General features: G+C 43.2%; 7 protein-coding genes. 1 reads left to right on the top strand and 6 read right to left on the bottom strand.

Annotated features, from left to right (window positions below; genetic code table 11):
* Positions 1 to 59 precede the first annotated feature (59 nt).
* From Bovatus_RS03230 to Bovatus_RS03215, 4 genes are all read right to left on the bottom strand, one after another.
* The gene (locus Bovatus_RS03230; RefSeq protein WP_004296048.1) at positions 60 to 1,427 is read right to left on the bottom strand and encodes a HAMP domain-containing sensor histidine kinase; all 1,368 of its coding nucleotides are present in this window, start codon (positions 1,425 to 1,427) and stop codon (positions 60 to 62) included.
* Positions 1,424 to 2,110: a response regulator transcription factor gene (locus tag Bovatus_RS03225; RefSeq protein ID WP_004296049.1), complete on the bottom strand. Its 687-nt coding sequence runs from the start codon at positions 2,108 to 2,110 to the stop codon at positions 1,424 to 1,426. The genes Bovatus_RS03230 and Bovatus_RS03225 overlap by 4 nt, the downstream gene beginning before the upstream one ends.
* Before the next feature lie 145 nt (positions 2,111 to 2,255).
* Positions 2,256 to 5,105: a glycoside hydrolase family 2 protein gene (locus tag Bovatus_RS03220; protein WP_004296050.1), complete on the bottom strand. Its 2,850-nt coding sequence runs from the start codon at positions 5,103 to 5,105 to the stop codon at positions 2,256 to 2,258.
* A 36-nt stretch (positions 5,106 to 5,141) separates the two neighbouring features.
* Complete coding sequence (locus Bovatus_RS03215; protein WP_052587820.1) at positions 5,142 to 8,441, bottom strand: glycoside hydrolase family 2 TIM barrel-domain containing protein; 3,300 nt, start codon at positions 8,439 to 8,441, stop codon at positions 5,142 to 5,144.
* Positions 8,442 to 8,585: 144 nt separating this feature from the next.
* On the opposite strand from Bovatus_RS03215, the gene Bovatus_RS03210 reads away from it, so the two are divergent.
* A complete protein-coding gene (locus tag Bovatus_RS03210; RefSeq protein WP_052587821.1) occupies positions 8,586 to 10,112 on the top strand; it encodes a TlpA disulfide reductase family protein in 1,527 nt (508 codons plus the stop codon).
* A gap of 62 nt (positions 10,113 to 10,174) precedes the next feature.
* Here Bovatus_RS03210 and Bovatus_RS03205 read toward each other — a convergent pair whose 3' ends face one another.
* Positions 10,175 to 14,374: a beta-d-glucuronidase/beta-L-arabinofuranosidase gene (locus Bovatus_RS03205; RefSeq protein WP_004296053.1), complete on the bottom strand. Its 4,200-nt coding sequence runs from the start codon at positions 14,372 to 14,374 to the stop codon at positions 10,175 to 10,177.
* 290 nt (positions 14,375 to 14,664) lie between these two features.
* A complete protein-coding gene (locus Bovatus_RS03200) occupies positions 14,665 to 17,364 on the bottom strand; it encodes an alpha-d-galacturonidase (RefSeq protein WP_059365503.1) in 2,700 nt (899 codons plus the stop codon).
* Between the last annotated feature and the right edge of the window lie 202 nt (positions 17,365 to 17,566).

The raw sequence follows: 17,566 nt of genomic DNA, 5'->3' as shown, positions 1-17,566 counted from the left end.
CTTCACCGGGAAGCTGTTAGAGAATGATTAGAGTGGTATTAGAAAACGATTAGAATTTCTTAGATATGCGGGAGCTTCACCACAAAGGTAGTGCCCTCATCCTTATGGGAAGATACGGTAAGTTCGCCTTTGTGAAGGTGGATGATCTTTTGTGTCAAGGCCATACCTATACCATTTCCGGGAGCAATATTCTTGTTTTCTCCGCGATAAAACAGTGTAAACAGGTTTTCTTTATCTGTATCAGACATGCCTACACCGGTATCTGACAGGCGGATGATTGCCCATTGCTCCCAATAGGCTATCAAGACTGACGAAGTTCGGTTGGAAGAATATTTGCAGTTATTCTCTATTAAATTCACAAAAGCGGTAGTCAGCAAATAGCTATTCCCGATTACCGTCAACACATTATCTTCTTCGGCTTCCTGCTCAAATACTAATTCGATGTGATAATCCGGATGGGCTTTTAATACCAGTTCTCTGGCATCCAGCAACAACTCGTCCAAACGGACTTCATCCATTGTTATCTGTTCCGACTGATAGTCGGCTTTTGCCAAATTCAACAATCCGTCGATCAGGTTTACAATCCTGTGAGAATCCTGCAGTGCATTGCCGATAGCTATCTGATATTGCTCGGAACTCCGTTCTTTCAATAAAGCTAAATCCAGTTCAGCTGTAAGGGCTGCCATAGGAGTACGTAATTCATGAGATACATTACTGACGAACATCTTTTGTGAATTGAAAGACTTTTCCAGGCGCTCCAACAATGCATTGAATGTCGTACTCAATTCTCCCAGTTCATCCTGTTCATTTTTTACAGGCAATCTTTTATCAATATGCGATGCTGTGATTTTTTCCGCTTCTTTCACTATATTACGTATCGGTTTTAAAGTGCTTCGAGACAGGATATACCCCACAACCACCAATACGCTCAATCCACCGATAAATAGGAGAATGAGCATGTTTCTTAGCGCATCCCGGTTGGCGTATCCATAACCGTCGTAGGCTGCGGCGGTAACCACATAGTCTTTGCCCTCAAACGGATACACCAGTCCTATAGCCTGATATTCATCTACATAGAAATTGATGTTCTTCCGCTGTAAAATACGCTTTATCATCTCCGGTGTTTCTTTGACAATATCGTTTTGCAGAGCGTCGTGATATAATATTTTAAAATCTGTTGTATAGACGGCAACCTCTACTTCATCAATAAACTTCTGATTATTCAGGTATATAGACTGCATGGTTTTGGCATCTACTTGATTTTTAAGGAATAAATGTGCTTTGGTTATAGCTTCACTTTGAAGATTACGAAAGAAAGCATTACTACGCGAATGTTCACTGACATAGTAGACCGCCATGACAAATACGAAAAATACCGCAGCTGTAAGCCCTGCATATTGTAGAGTCAACGTTGTTCTGATTTTCATAATTTATCGGTCAGTATGAATCCCATTCCGGCTTTGGTATGAATAAGTTTCGGTTCAAAGTCCCTGTCTATCTTTTTGCGGAGATAGTTGATATATACATCTATGAAATTCGTTCCTGTATCAAAATGGGTGTTCCATACTTTTTCTGCTATTTCAACCCTGCTCAATACTCTTTCGGCATTTTCTACCATATATAACAGTAAGTTGTATTCCTTAGGAGAAAGTTTTATGGATATGCTGTTTCGTTCTACGTCTTTACGTTGAAGGTCAATACGCAAATCTGCATAGACAAGTTCCTGCGGCAATTCCTGTGCATTACCCGCCACACGTTTCAACAGCACTTTGATTCTGGCATTTAACTCTCTGAAATCAAAAGGTTTCACCATGTAATCGTCTGCACCGGCATCGAAACCGTCCAGTTTATCGTTCGTCGATCCTAATGCCGTCAACATCAATATAGGGATATGGGGATTGGTTTTGCGAATTTCTTTCGCCAGTTCAAATCCGTCCATCTTAGGCAAAACGATGTCAGATATAACCAGATCGAATGTGTGCGTCTGGAAAAGCCGTAACCCCATTAGTCCGTCATAAGCCACCATTGTCTGATAGCCATTTTCCTCCAGTCCGTTCATCAGCAAACTTGCAACCCGGGGTTCATCTTCTATAATTAGTATTGTGTACATAGGAAAGAATTCATTAATCTGAATGTATAAAACGAAACAAAAATAATGATTATTCCCCACTTATAGCCTTTTTCCTTGAAAAATCGGTGAGAAGGCCAAATAAAAAAGGTACCTAACGCAATGTGGATACCTTTATATGATTCATTTACATAAACCGGAAAATGACTCGTCCGGTTTGTGGACCATTTACCCATTTCGGTTGTGAAGAGGGACCACACAAATCGGTGGAGTTTACTTTATTACGTACCGGAGGAATCACGTTCAGGACAGAGATTCCGCTTTCGGGAAGAGTATAAAGCAAACGGTCGCGGCCATCACGAGGCTGATATACTCCTATATACGTGTCGGGAGTTTCGTTTGTCAGACTGATAGTGCCTTCTTTCGTTTGGATATTCATCCAGGAAACATCACCAAAGTATCCTTTGAATTCGGGATATGTGAAGGTCTCACCCGGAATAGGATCGTTATAGTCGTTTTCCCATACATCGTATTGCGTTCCGTGAATACGGTTTTGCCATACACGGTAAGGTCCGGCACCCAGCCAGCGTTTGCTGATTACCTGATCTTCAGGATAGTCGAAACGAATACCCATCAAGTCTACGACACCGGAGAAATTGTAGGTGTAATCCAAAGCCAAATCCCCACTCGGGTTAATTGTCCATTGGGCTTTATCCAGATTGCCCAGTTTATAATTGGCGGTAACAACCAGATTACCTCCGTCTTCTTTCACATCCAGTTTCGTAAATACGGCAGCATCCGGGAATTCGCTGTATGTGCGGTCTTTTTCTTTTGCTTTCTCATCATCATGGTTATAGAACTGATCCAATGAGCGGTCTGCGCGACGGGCTCCAATAAAACGGGGGCCATTGGCGAAACTAATCTTACGGTTATCTACAGATACCCCTTTCAGTTGTCCGTCTTTCTTTGAGAAGATGAATGTACGCTTATTCGCTTTCACAGTAAGATCATTTTCTGTCTCTGTATAAGTAGGACGACTGGACAAGGGAGAAAGCTGTTCTGTTTGCTGATTCAGTTTATCAACCGGGAAAGTCCAGCGCCAAAGTTCATGGCCGTATTTATCAATAGCTGTCAGGTAAAGAGCATCTGTATCAGCGAGGATATTTGTTCTTATATCTAAGACACCTGCCGAATGAGCAGCCACATCACTACCCTGCACCTCTCCCTCTTTCAGCACTTGAACAGCGGCATTGGAAGCATCTGTTGCCAGCGGGAATTTTACTTGCTTCCAAAGGAAACGGCAAGTATTCAGATTCAGATAATCGTAACGGTTTTCTACGGAGAATTTGCCATCAAATTGCTTGTCGATAGAAGTATTCATGATTTGCACCGGACTCCATAACTGCTTGATAGTGTAGTAGCTACCCTCCTTTTCGTGATGTGGTCCTACAATTCCGTCTGCTCCAAAGTTTCCCTGGTTATCGATGAATCCGTCCATATCTACACGCTTCACACCTTCGTCTGCCAATACCCAAAGGAATCCACCGATACAACGGGGATGCTTGCGCATCATTTCCCAATAATCGTATAATCCGGCACCATGGCCGCCATCGTATAAACCATGCAAGAATTCCGTAGGCATAAAGATTTCCGGTAAGCGCATGTAGTTCTGGCTTTCTCCGTAAGAGCGGTAATGCATGGTTTCAAAACCGGAGAAGTTACCTTGCGGGTGAATAACCGGACGTTTCTGCGGATCGTATTTATGAAACTCTCCATCCAGTTCGGTATTCCATCCTTTTTCATTACCATTACTCCACCAAATAATAGACGGATGATTCACGTCACGTTCTATCATGCCTTCAATCAGACGTACTCCGGTGGGGGTATCATACTTGCCATGCCAGCCTCCCAACTCATCCATCACATAAAGTCCGAGAGAATCACAGGCTTCCAAAAATTCCGGGTCAGCCGGATAATGGCTCAAACGGACGGAATTCATATTCATGCTTTTCATCAAAAGAACGTCTTCGATATTCTTCGCTTTACTTAATGTACGGCCACTTTCAGGACGGAAACTATGACGATTGACACCACGTACATTGATACGTACTCCGTTTATATAAAGTCCGTCGCTTTCGCGTACTTCAATCGTGCGGAAACCAAAATTTTCCGTTTCACTATGCAAAACCTTACCAGCCTTATCCAATAGAGAGAATTGCGCTTTATAAAGATTCGGAGTTTCCGCTGTCCATAATGCGGGATTAGATACATTCAGTTGCAGGGAAGTCCAGTCGCCTCCAGCTTTTACGGGTACGGTGGTTTCCGTTATCTTTTTCCCTTTTTTATCTAAAATCTGTGTACGGATGCTCATTCCGTCATTAGAGATATTTGTGTAGCAGTTGGCACGGAAAGTTCCATCCATCTTTGCGTCAATGGCAATGTGCCGCAGGTTTACGGCTGGTTTCACCTCCAAGAACACCGGACGGAAGATACCGCCGAAATTCCAATAATCAGCACGACGTTCGGCAAGGTTCACACTGGCATTTTCACTCTCTTTGGCAACAGTGACTTCCAGTAAATTCTTTTTGCCATATTTCAGAAAATCCGTGATGTTGTATGAAAAACGATAGAAGGCACCTTGATGTTTGGAACCAACTTTGCGTCCGTTCACTTTTACCTCCGTATCTGTCATTGAAGCTTCGAATACAAGATTGACCTGTTTGCCGCGGAATTTTTCCGGAACTTCAAACTCATACTTATACATACCTTTTTCATTGGCAACGCCTTCAGGGAATGGTTTACCATAGAAAGTGATTCCATACTGATAGGTGCCGAATCCTTGCAGCTCCCAACAGGAAGGTACACCGATTTTTGTCCATTTGCCGGAATTGCGTCCGTCGGTACAAAAGAAGTCCCATTCAACCATATCGTCGCATCCGTGACCGGAGAGATATTGCCTTTCCGTTTGTGGAAGGTTTTGAGCAGCCAGGGTAGTTGCCAACGCCAAGGTCGATAATAAAGTGGTTACTTTTTTCATTGTTACTTTTATAATTGTGTTAGTTATTTATTGCTATCATTGTTTACTACTGATGCGGAGATGCAGCGTATGTTCTTTTTTCTCTATGGCATATTTCTTCAATACACCCGGTCCGCAACTACTGTTTCCTAATCCAAGTACGGCAGCATCCATACTAAGAATGATTTCCGCACGTGGTTTTAAATTACAATCGTGAGTTTCTTCATAGATGTCCTGTACGGTGTAATGCAGGGCAGATGCAGAAAATACGTTTTCTACCGCGTCAACACGAATACCTTTATTCTGTTTGTCGGTCAGGGTCAGATAATGCACTTCCTCTTTGTTCCCACTATCCTGCGGACGTGGATAATGTACGTACTGTTCTGCAACGCTTCCTTTCCAAAGCCCTATCATAGCAGATGTTTTGCGGTCAGGATAGTTATCCTGTGGCCCTCTGCCATACCAGGTAAATGTATCATAAGCAGGCGCCAGACAGAATGCGATACCTAAACGGGGAATTTCAGGAAGAACTCCTTGTGGCAAGAAAGTTGTTTTCAGATCAATCGTTCCATCTGAAAAGACCGTATAGACAGAAGTCGTCACCACTTTTCCTTCTTTATATAAATTACTTGTTTGAATCCGGACAATGGCCGCCCCGTCTGCACGTTCTTCATGGTGGAAAGATTCCAGATTTATCTGCGGATGATCCATTCCATGCAATTTCCAGTCTTTAGCCAACCAGTTTCCGAAGCTCTTGTCATTATCTGTCGGAGCACGGAAAACTTGAGTGACAGGCTGAACCGGAAAATCATCGGGGTGAGCCAACATTTCTTTGTCCTTATATATAAAGGAAGTCATACTTCCGTTCACTTTCTTTTCCCACTGAACAGAAAAACCGCGACCACTAATCAATAAAGATTTATCATCCTCTTTCACCTGAAGCGCTCCTTTATTAATCAGATCGGCAGAGGCTAAATCTCCTTTCTGCAAGCAGAATTGTTCTTGGGTCACTTCATGTCCCGCTTTCGCCCAAAGAACGTCCGATTTCAAAACAATGCTTACTTTCAGTTGGCAATCGGAAAGAGTTTTCACCGGTTTTCTATTTGTCTTACTAATTTTCTCACTTTTATTACTTAAAGAATAAATGTCTTTTAATGATTGCAAAGTCGGCAAATCGATTGTTCCACTTTCTCCTGGAGCTATTTCCGGTAATGTAATTTCTCCTTGTTCTTTCTGTTTTCCATCCACAGACAATGTCCATAAGCAGCGATAAGATGATAAATCGATATGATGATTCCGGTTCGTCACTTTCAGCTTTCCATTTTCCATTTTCAGTTCAACCGGTTCATATACCTTTTTTACCTCCCAATATTTAGGCGTAGTTTCACGGTCGCTCATCAGCAATCCATTAAAGCAGAAAGCTTTTAAATTCGGCTTATCGCCAAAGTCACCACCATAAGCCACCATGGTACGACCGTCGGGTAAAGTCTTGTAGATTCCCTGATCTACCCAATCCCATATAAAACCACCCAGCATACGGGGATTACTATATATCTCATCCCAATATTCCTTGAAATTTCCTAATGCATTCCCCATGGAATGTGCATATTCACTCGTCATCACCGGACGGTCGTCATTGGTACGCTCCGCAATCTCCAGCAACCGTTCCCAACGTGCATTTTCAGCGCGTTCTTTATCCTCTCCTTCTGCAATACCGGGATTTAAATATTCCTGTTTCACCCGGGTATAAAAGCGGCTGATAACATCTACCGTCTTCGGGTCAGGATTTCCGTCCACTCCCTGTGCCCCCTCATAGTGTACAGGGCGAGTGGGATCGAAATCATGCAGCCATGCCGAAATAGCAGCGAAGTTCGGTCCGTAACCGCTTTCGTTTCCCATGCTCCACATTACAATACATGGATAATTCTTATCACGTTCCGCCATACGGACCGCACGGTCCATAAATGCCGCATGCCAGTCGGGGGTACTTGCGAGTGTGCCACGCAATCCGTGTTCTTCTATATCCGCTTCGTCCATCACGTACAATCCCAAGCTGTCGCATAGCTCGTACCAACGACTGACATTGGGGTAATGGCTGGTGCGTACGGCATTTATATTCGCCTGTTTCATTAAAAGAATATCCTGAAGCATCCGTTCTTCGCTCATGACACGTGCCGTCCGTGGATCATGTTCGTGACGGTTCACTCCACGAAAACGAACCGGATTACCATTCACTAACAGTTGTCCTTTTTTGATTTCTACAGAGCGGAAGCCCACGGCCTGTTCTATCTGTTCTACGACTCTTCTTTCTTCATTTTGGAGAGTTAAGTGTAATTTATAGAGATAGGGCGTTTCTGCCGTCCATCTTTCCGGTGATTTTATAATAGCTGACAAACGTCCCATCTTACGCGGGCCACGCTGCGGATACCATTCATTCATCCGGCTTGCTTTATGTTCCAAATCAAGCATATCTTCCACATCACCTTTCAATGTGGCAACTTCTTTACCTGAAGCATCCTTCAGTACTCCCTGTAAAATATACCCTTTTCCGGTCATCCCTCGATATACACTGAATTGCGGATCAATCTGCAAAATAAAGTCTTTATAATTACCAACAGATGCGGGAAGAGTACGTACCGCATAATCACGGACATGAATATCCGGCGTATGTATCAGATGAATACTACGATGAATACCACCAAAACGCCAGAAATCCTGATCTTCCAGATAAGAACCGTCACTATATCGGTAGACTTCCAGTGAAATCTGATTTTCTTCGGATTTCAGATACTTCGTGACATTAAATTCGCTCGGTTCCATACTGCCTTGGCTATACCCTACCCGCTCACCGTTGATCCAAACATAAAAGGCGCTCATTACACCTTCAAAGCGTAGAAAAGTCTGTCCATTCACTTCCCATCCGGTCGGCAATACAAAAGTGCGGCGATATTGCCCTACCGGGTTTCTTTCTTTATACGTGGTATAGTCAGCTTTCGGTTCTCCCATCACCCGTGGAGGATCTATTTTAAACGGATAGCCTGCTGAAACATAGATAGGCGTACCATATCCGTTCACTTCCCAATTGGCGGGAACAGGAAAATCCGTCCAATCTTTATCATCAAAATTTATCTGATAGAAGTTCACGACTCTTTCATTGGGAACGGGAGTCCAACGGAATTTCCAGGTTCCGTCTAAAGAGATTGAGCCGTCTCCTTTCTGTACAGAGAAAGGGGTAAAAGCAGCTCTTGCCGGTTCACGGTTGATCTGGAGAACATGATGATTCTCCCAATCATGCATTGTTTGTGCCTGTGTAGGACTTACAAACAATGCGCCAAGCAGTAAAGTATATATTTTCATTCGTTCTTTTTTCTTCATATCAAGTAGACGGACGAAAAGGCATTTTGTACCCTTTTCTTTTACAGAAATATTAAAGAACAATAAAAGGAGTAACACTCTATGAAGAAAATCTTTACCTTGTGGCGTATAATTACTTCTAATATTATGATGATGAAAAAACGACTATTTAGCAGCCTCTTTTTATTAGGCAGTCTCGTTTCACAAGCACAACACGAGTACACAATTAAAGGTGAGGTAAAAGGAGTGAAAGACGGAACTCATGTTTCCTTATTTTTGACAGATGGACGTGTAGGAAGCGTAGTTGGCACGGATACGATACGTAATGGAACTTTCTTTTTTAAGCGAAATGCAGGAGAAAGTGGTATGGATCATCTGTCTCTCATGTGTCGCGATACGGATTTTCCTCCAATGGCGTTAGATGTTTATGCAACTCCGGGCACAAAAATAAAAGTAACGGGCACAAACCCTCTGATTTATACATGGAGGGTAGACAGTCCGGTAAAAGAGCAACAAGAACATAATAGATTTATCGAGGATTCTCGTGATTTATGGGACGAATTTCAACGTATAGCAATCAAAGAGAGTGGCATGCGATCGGCTTCCGAAGCGGAACGGGAAGCACTTCAAACAAAGAGTGATAGTATATTAGCTATTATCAGCCAGCGGGAATTGAATTTGATGAAGGAAGTCCCTATTTCCAGTGTCTGGATGGAAAAATTGCTCCGTTTGAGTATGTCTTTGAAATACAATCCCAAGTTTACCCATAAAGAAGAAATACTGGCTTTGTATGACAGATTAAACGAAGAACAGAAAGCTTCCATTGAAGGACAAGAAATCAAGGTTAATCTCTTCCCTCCTAAAACGGTGAAAGAAGGAGATGACATGGCAGATGCCGATCTTTTTGATTTAGATGGAAAAGTTCATCATTTGGCTGACTTCAAAGGGAAATATATGTTACTTGATTTTTGGAGCAGCGGTTGTGGTCCCTGCATCATGGCTTTACCTGAAATGAAAGAGATTCAGGAGCAATATAAAGACCGACTCACTATCATCAGTTTGAGTTCGGATACGCAAAATAGATGGAAAGCTGCTTCTGCGCAACATGAAATGACTTGGCAAAACTTAAGTGATCTGAAACAGACTGCAGGACTATATGCTGTGTATGATGTCAACGGTATTCCAAATTATGTTCTTATCTCTCCTGAAGGTAAAATAGTGAAAATGTGGTCGGGCTATGGTCAAGGCAGCCTGAAATTAAAGATGCGTAGATATTTGGATGCGCCAAAGCGTGAGATGAGTATCACCGGGGACACCAATAGAAAAGTCGTTAACCATCCAAGTTTTGAATCGACCAACACTGATATTCTTGAAGTGAAGCAGGTAGAATTGACTGACACAGCCACTATCGTTCATTTCTATGCATATTACATACCCAAATACTGGATACAAGTAAGTGCAAACGCCCAATTAGTAGACGAGCAAGGTGCATCATACACATTACAAAAAGCTGACGGCATTACTCCCGGTGAGCATTTCTTTCTGCCTGAAAGCGGAGAAGCCGAATTTTCCCTAACTTTCAAACCATTACCTCTCAAAACTAAATTATTCAATTTCACGGAAGGAACAGCCAAAAAAGATTGGCAAATAAATGGGATAAAACTTACCAAATAAAGAAAGAAATAATAATGGGACACTGAAAAGTTATGTATACTTCCAAGTGTCCCGTTTTTTATTTATTGAATATCCAATGCATCAAAAGCAATTCCGTCCATATTTTCTGCCGAAAGTAATACTTTGTAATGTCCGGCATTGATAAAGGTTCCGGTAGTGGTGCTCATCATCTTCCATTTATCCGGTGTTTCCGGGAAGTTCAATATGTCCTCTTTCAATACCACTCCTTTTGAATCAATGAATTTCATCAAGACAGGTATTGGCTTTCCGGTAGTGTTCATATATTTAAAGCGAAGCGCGTACACTTGTGCCAACCCGGTAGAAACATTCCATTCAATGCTGTTGCCTTTTCCTTTACCAAAAAACACTCCGATCTGTTTGCGATGTTCTTTCTTTTGAAATTTGCCTTTCAGTACAGCCATTTCCGCTTCGTATGATATACTGACACGAGCATTTTTGTCTTCCGGAAGCAACTCTTTCGGAGTCTTTTCCATCACTTCCTTATCCGCCTTTTCCCAACTCCAACCGGATGCAGGGAATATCTTCGGTTTCAGTTCCTGATCTGTGCTGGCGATAGCAATGCCTGAAATCAAGGCTTGTCCTGCTTTCACTTCCGGGAAATGAATTTTCAACATCCCACCTTTCACTGTGGCATATACCACTTTCTTACAAACTCCATCGTGACCGCTTTCAGCCCAAATATCCAAGTCATCTAATACAACAGAATCATTCACGGCAACATCGAATATGCGCAGTCCTTCACAGTCGGCAGAAGCGCTTCCGCCCGTGCCATGCCAAGGCTCTGTGAAATACAGTTCAATACGATATGTTCCGTCTGCCACAGGGAAACGATATTTCAGCTGATGACGTCCGAAGCGGAAATGTTGGAATAACGTCCAGTCACGAGTGCCATGAATCGGATCATTGGTGGTACGTTGACTGGCAAGATAAGGATTCAGATCCTTGAAATTCTCCGCCCATGAACAGGAATAATTCGTATTGTCCTGCAACCAGAGCTGTCCGAAACTATCTGTATAATCATCCCCTCCACAGTTGAGACGATACAGATAATTATATCCTGCCTCTCCTTTCAATATCTTTTTATCATCCTGATAAAGAAGTTCGAAGTTAGGGGCTTGCTCCAGACCATTCAATAGGATCAGGTCTTCTGCTACTGGTTTACCTTTATAATATCCTACTGCACGAAGTACGTTATAACGAATATCCCGGTTTTCCCACATAAAATGAGTGCCTGTTCCGTTGTTCTTTTTACGTCCGAGGAAGGTTGCCTTTTCATTTGTCAGATCGTTGTATAGCAATACAGAATCACAATTGCTGTAAGCCTCGATAGTGGCACGGCGACGTCCTTTTTCAAAGCGGTTGGCCCATGTATGTGATACCAGGTAAACCATCGGATCTTTTGCAGCCGGAACATAGTTGGCGCGATACATATAATATACGTCTAATGGTTCTTCCCACGGAGTAACCAATCCTTTATAATTGAACGGACCTACTTTATCTATCTTGCGATACGCTTCATCCGGTTGACGACGTCCGGGATTATCATGACTGCTGTATATCCACTGGAATTGTCCGCAAACACTATCTTTAGCCTGTTCTGCCAAACGGATTTTAGTTTCCATCAGCTGACACATACGGTCTTCACTCCACACTCCGTTCACCTGGAAATCTCCCGGTTCCGTATGCAGGTCGATACTTCTCCACGCTCCATATTCCCCGTTCAATAATTGGTTCGTTTGAGAGAGTTCACGACCGTATTTCGTCACATCTCCTCCATACGTACCACTCCAATTTTGAATTACATTCCAGTCTGTACCTTCACCGCCATTACAGGTTGTTATGACACGCATTGTCTTTGCAGTCGGATCCATCTCCCGAATAATATCACTGCACTCCTGTGCAAACTCACGAGGCAAAGTGCTTTCATTCTGCAATCCCCACATCACCACTGACGGGGAATTACGACGTTCTTTCACCCATTGACGAAGCAACTTTTTAAAGTTCTCACGAAACTCCGGAGTGTCATACCACACATGGGCGGAAAATTGTGTCCAAAACAAGATTCCCTCTTCATCCCAGTACTTCTGATAATCGAGATGATGGGGCTGATGAGCATCCCGGAATGCATTGAAACCGGCCGCACGTATCTGTTTTACCCTTGCAGCAACCTGTTCATTGCTGAACGCATGGCTTTGTCCAAACTGATGCTCATACTCGCATACTCCATTGATAAACACGGGCTTCCCATTCAGGTAAAAACGTCCGTCTCCATCGTTTCGTTTTACCGGCCAGCTAATGGTACGAATGCCGAAAGGTGTCGAAATTTCATCAGTTGTTTTCGTATCACGCTTAATCATGCTGGCCAATTTATAGAGATATGGATTTTCCGTATTCCACAAGACAGGATTCTCAACAGGAGCCTGCTGGCGAATCACTTTCATTTCTCCCGGAGCTAAAGTTACTTTCTCAACCAAACGGAAAACTTGTTTTCCATCGGCATTGCTTAGTTTATTGACTAACTCTACCGTTTCTGTTGTTTTACTATAATTCTTAACCTCTGTTTCTACAAATACGTTAGCAGCTTTTTCGTCATTCCAAATATGTACACCGAAAGGTTCTATACGAATCTCATCCGTTACTTCCAATACCACAGGACGGAAGATTCCTAATGGCTGGGAACCCTCACTGAATCCCCATTCCGACGAACATCCCCCGCATACCCAAGGCATATCGGCAATCATTTCAGGATGCTCTGCTTTCACTTCCAGGCGATTTACTCCCTGTTTCAATTCATCTGTGACATCCAAAGTCAATGTGGTGCGTCCTATGGGGTGGCGACCGAAATTCTTTCCGTTCACTGTAATGGTGGCGTATGTACCCACTCCGTCAAAACGAAGGAAATACCGTTTCCCGGATTTTACATCTGCCGTGAAATCTTTCACATACATAGCTGTTCCATGCAGGTTTCCATGTGTCAACTGGCGGTATCCATAATAATCGTCCCAGTTATGAGGAATGTTCACCGTTTTCGCACGCATCATAAAATTACCTTTCAAATGAGTTGCCTCTGTAATCCAGGTTTTCCAATCCTCATTCAATGTAGTGATCTGCCGGCGGTTCTTGATTTCCGGTTTCGGGAAACGGACAGTCGAACGTCCCATCGGCTTACTGGTAGCAATGGCAATGCCACGTTGCTCTGCGTTGTTTACCGCACAATAGAAATGATAAACCACTCCATCATGTTTTACCACATAGCTCTTATGAGCAAACAGTTCATCGTAGTTCTTGGAGGGAATAATCAGGTCGGCCCCTTTCCAGTCTGTCCAGTTCACCAAATCATAGCTGGCGGCAAATGTATTGAATGCTTTATATTTACGCGAAGGTTCAAAAGCAGAGAAATAGAACATCACATACACATCTCCCATCTTTTGGATATGCGCATCTCCTGTAATGGTTCCATCTGCTTCGTGCGCGAAGACCGGATTTCCGGAGTAGCGTTTCCATGTTTTCATATCTTTGGAAAGCGCAATGCCGACACGTTCGCCCTTTAAATCCGTTTCCGGATGACGCCCGCCCGCGTTGTAATACATCACAAACGGAGCTCCCAATGTTTTATCTTTATCCCAATAAACGGTACTCTTATATTGAGTCAGTTTTTCCCACCATTGGGCATCTTTATCATGGATGCTCAAAATCGGTTTGTCCAGAGATTCCCATTCATGTGCCGTAGAAATATCTCCTTTCGTCCATGCCAGTCCGACATAAAGCGGAGCTTTTACAGCTTCGTAGCCCGTTCCTTCACCACCGATATAAGTCATCCAATGGCGACCTTTATAAGTCTGAAGCTCATAGCTTCCACCCCATTCCATATCCGGCAATGCAGGAAATCCGCCACGCTGATTGCAGTCCCATTTTTCATCCCGATAAGAAAGAATCCGTCCCAAAGTGCGCCATTCGAGCAAATTATCACTTTCTGCTATCCACGTTTCGTAACCACGACCATCGGTTCCACCTTTGCCGTTGTAAACCACATAAGTCATCAGCCACTTGTCTCCCTGGCGAAAAACGGTAGGACAATCAATCTTATGAAAATTGTCTGCCGGGGCAACTGCAAGCCCGTATTTGTATGGTGTCTTTACTTCCTCATAAATCTGCTCCATTCGTTCCTGCGGAACTTCCCGTTGCGCATACAGAGAGAAAGTGGCGGTTATACTAAAAACTGCCAGCAATAACTTCTTCATGATACTTTTTCTAATCGTTTAATACTTAAATAGTGCATAACCACTAAATGATAATTTTGCGGAGTGCCCTGAAAGGGCTTAATTATATAGCGTGCAACGCCCTACGTAAAAACGACAATCTGAATTTGCGCCCTGAAAGGGCATAATTGTATACAGTTCCGCCCTTTCAGGGCTTGTGACTGGTGTGTTTTTTTCGTAGGGCGTTGCCCTACGCTATATAATTAAGCCCTTTCAGGGCACCCCAATAAATATATAATTGTAAGGCTTTCAGCCGAACTGCTAAATTCCCATTAATAAAACAACCAATCCATTGTTTCTTCATCCCCGGCAAGCCTGGCATTACGCACTTTCGTTTCCGCAGCCGTGAATCCCAACACTTGCAGATAGCCTTTGGGTAACATCAACGTATGCTTTCCGGCCGGAAAACTATATGCATGCACATTTGCCAAAGGCATTCCATTGATACGGACAGCATTCGTCAATACAGGTTCCGCCTGACCGTAATCATTGGCTGACGCATCGATTTCCAGTTTCGGAGCTTTTGCATACTTTTTCTGGTCGTCTTTGAAATAAGCGACTAACAATTTCACCGGAGCATCCGTTTCGAAAGTGATGCTTGTGCCTTTCTCTCTCTGCTCATTTCCATTAAAGCGGAGCGCCTTCATTCCTTTCAATTCCGGAGCTACTGCTTCTATCTTACCTGGAACATCCACAAATAAAGAAATACCCTCATCCACTTTCACTGTCGGATAATTAGAAATCAGTTTCACGTTTGCAGGAGTCCAGGCAGCAATCTCGACAGTTTCAGTCACTGCATTTCCATTCTGTTTTTCTTTCAACAAGGCGAGGTTGGCTTTGAAATTCTCCAATTCCTTCTCATAGTGTACCAGCAGTTCTTTCCAAGTCTTGTTCTTTCCATCATCTCCACCGATAGGAATACGACGTTGGGCAGTCTGCATACTGTTGGCATATAAGTAATGTTCATCCGTCAGTTCCACCAATTTGCGATAATGTTCCAAGCTTTGTTCCATCAAAGGAATAGCTTCTTCAAGATTCTTAATCTCTTTTCCCCATTGATAATCCAATACCAGTTTGGCAGCTTTCACTTTCAGGTTGAACGCATACGCAAATTCACGATAACAATGCATATCATTCTGCAAACGTGCAAATTCATCCTTATTTGAAGAGACGGAACCTGCTGCTTTATCGATAGCCGCTACCGCTCTATCTCCATGTTCTATTACTTGAGCAACAATATCCAAAGGCATTTCACCTACATGAGGTTGCTTTTTCCATTCTTTTTCTACATACTCTATCAGCTTCTCTCCTTCTGGTCCGCAGCTTTCATAGAATCCCGGATAGATCGTATATTTGTACGGATTGACAAGCTGACTCATAAACATACCCAGTAATAACGTTTGGCGATTTCCCTCTGTAATACCGAAACGACGTAACAACTTCGGAGCAATCTCTCCGCTTTCTTCGTATGCTACACGGATATTACTTGCATTTTCGTCAGAGGTTCCGTAGAACTTGCCCAACTGATGGTCCCAGTAACCCATTTCATCTGTACGGTCGCGATGGCAGTTCCACGCATAGCGTCCCCAGGTCTGATACCAGATCCAATCGCGATCCAACTGGAATTCACGTTCATTGTTTGGTAATTTGTCCGCCGTATAAGGCCAGTCCCAATATGAGGCCTGCGGATAAAGGTGCAACGCATTGGCACCGTGTACATTGTGCATGGCAGTGACCGCCTTTTGTACGAAATCCGGAGAACCCCAGCGGAACGGTTCCAAATTTGCCAGGATATGTACGTTACTGATATGAATGGAACCCAACGAACTCAAATCCGTATGAATTTTCGACCAGGGACCACGAGGTTCGTAGGTAGTCAACGATTCACCATTATACTTATGCATCGTATAAAGATTCTTATAGAGCGGCAAAGCAGCATCCATCACCAGTTTACAGTCCGTGTCGTGCGCACGCAACAAAAGAGGTGGTTCATCTGTACGTCCCAATGCCTGTAATCCGTCTTTCACTCCCGGAATAATTGTTTTTGTAAACCATTCCACATCGTCCTCCACTGTACACATCGCTTCACCCAGACAAACCAGTAATCCTACATTGGGATACTTTTTAATGAAAGCGGCAATACTCTTGCGTGTATAATCGGCAATCAGAGGAGTAATGGGACGGTTACGGTCCTGTGTTTTCAGTCCGTAATGTTCAGCAAAAGGTTTGGAAAGAATGATATTATAAAACATCTGTATGACAAAGATACCGCGTTTGTCTGCTTCTTCTGTGAGGAAAGAGAACATTTCTTCGTTCATTTTGAACGTTTCTTCATCTACTTCCAATGCAAACGGATAATCTTCCAGTTTCACCAATGACGCAAACGGATGACCGTTCCAAAGGTACAGCGAATTCATGCGGTTGGCAACCAGCATATCCAAGTATTTAATCCACTGTTCTTTATCATAAAACCAGGGGAAACTTTCCGGCGTATACGGATATTCGTATACACCATGTCCCGGCAGGTAGGTCATCTTCTGTAATCCTACACATGCACCACGCAATACCATTTCAGGACCGTCTTTCAGTTCCTCCGGGAAGTTCAACTTACTATCCGAATCATTCACACGGTCAATCAGTTCACGGCACCCGTAAATGACACCACTCCCATCTCTGCCGGACACTCTGGTCAGATTGCCCATCGTCGAAATATGAAAACCTTCTTTCTTGAGCGTCGTGTCATTTACTTCCGTCAAGAGAATCGTTTTGATTTCGGGATCGGAGAATGTCGTGTCTCCCTGTTGCATCATTACCTGATAACCGGCTTTATCCAAGGTCGTCTGTAACTGCTCCGCACCAAACAAAACACGATTTGACGCATCCGGCGGAGTCATAATCTTCACGGTTTGCCTGCCACACGCTGCCAAAAAAAGTGTGCATGCCGCAAACATGAATAATCTGGTATTTTTCATTCTTCTGATATATATTATAGATTATATAATTCACTTCTTCACTAAGAGAAAGACGAAATAATCCCCTGTTTGTACTCATTTGTCTCTTTTTCCACTTTTCAGCACCAAATTTCCACTTTCACCCTGCTGTGATATGCAAATTCCTCATTATTTAAAAGTTATGCTTATCTTTGCCGGCTAGCTTATAATATAAAACAGAAAA

Origin of the sequence: Bacteroides ovatus, from assembly GCF_001314995.1 — a bacterium.
In the GTDB taxonomy this organism is placed as follows: Bacteria; Bacteroidota; Bacteroidia; order Bacteroidales; family Bacteroidaceae; genus Bacteroides; species Bacteroides ovatus.
Note: the sequence above shows the minus strand (reverse complement) of the source record. Positions and strands in the feature narration are given on the sequence as shown.

Excerpts from the sequence above, each read along its gene's own strand:
- Bovatus_RS03225 (WP_004296049.1), bottom strand. The coding sequence starts at position 2,110 with ATGTACACAATACTAATTATAGAAGATGAACCCCGGGTTGCAAGTTTG.
- Bovatus_RS03220 (WP_004296050.1), bottom strand. The coding sequence starts at position 5,105 with ATGAAAAAAGTAACCACTTTATTATCGACCTTGGCGTTGGCAACTACC.
- Bovatus_RS03230 (WP_004296048.1), bottom strand. The coding sequence starts at position 1,427 with ATGAAAATCAGAACAACGTTGACTCTACAATATGCAGGGCTTACAGCT.
- Bovatus_RS03200 (WP_059365503.1), bottom strand. The coding sequence starts at position 17,364 with ATGAAAAATACCAGATTATTCATGTTTGCGGCATGCACACTTTTTTTG.
- Bovatus_RS03205 (WP_004296053.1), bottom strand. The coding sequence starts at position 14,374 with ATGAAGAAGTTATTGCTGGCAGTTTTTAGTATAACCGCCACTTTCTCT.
- Bovatus_RS03210 (WP_052587821.1), top strand. The coding sequence starts at position 8,586 with ATGATGATGAAAAAACGACTATTTAGCAGCCTCTTTTTATTAGGCAGT.
- Bovatus_RS03215 (WP_052587820.1), bottom strand. The coding sequence starts at position 8,441 with ATGAAAATATATACTTTACTGCTTGGCGCATTGTTTGTAAGTCCTACA.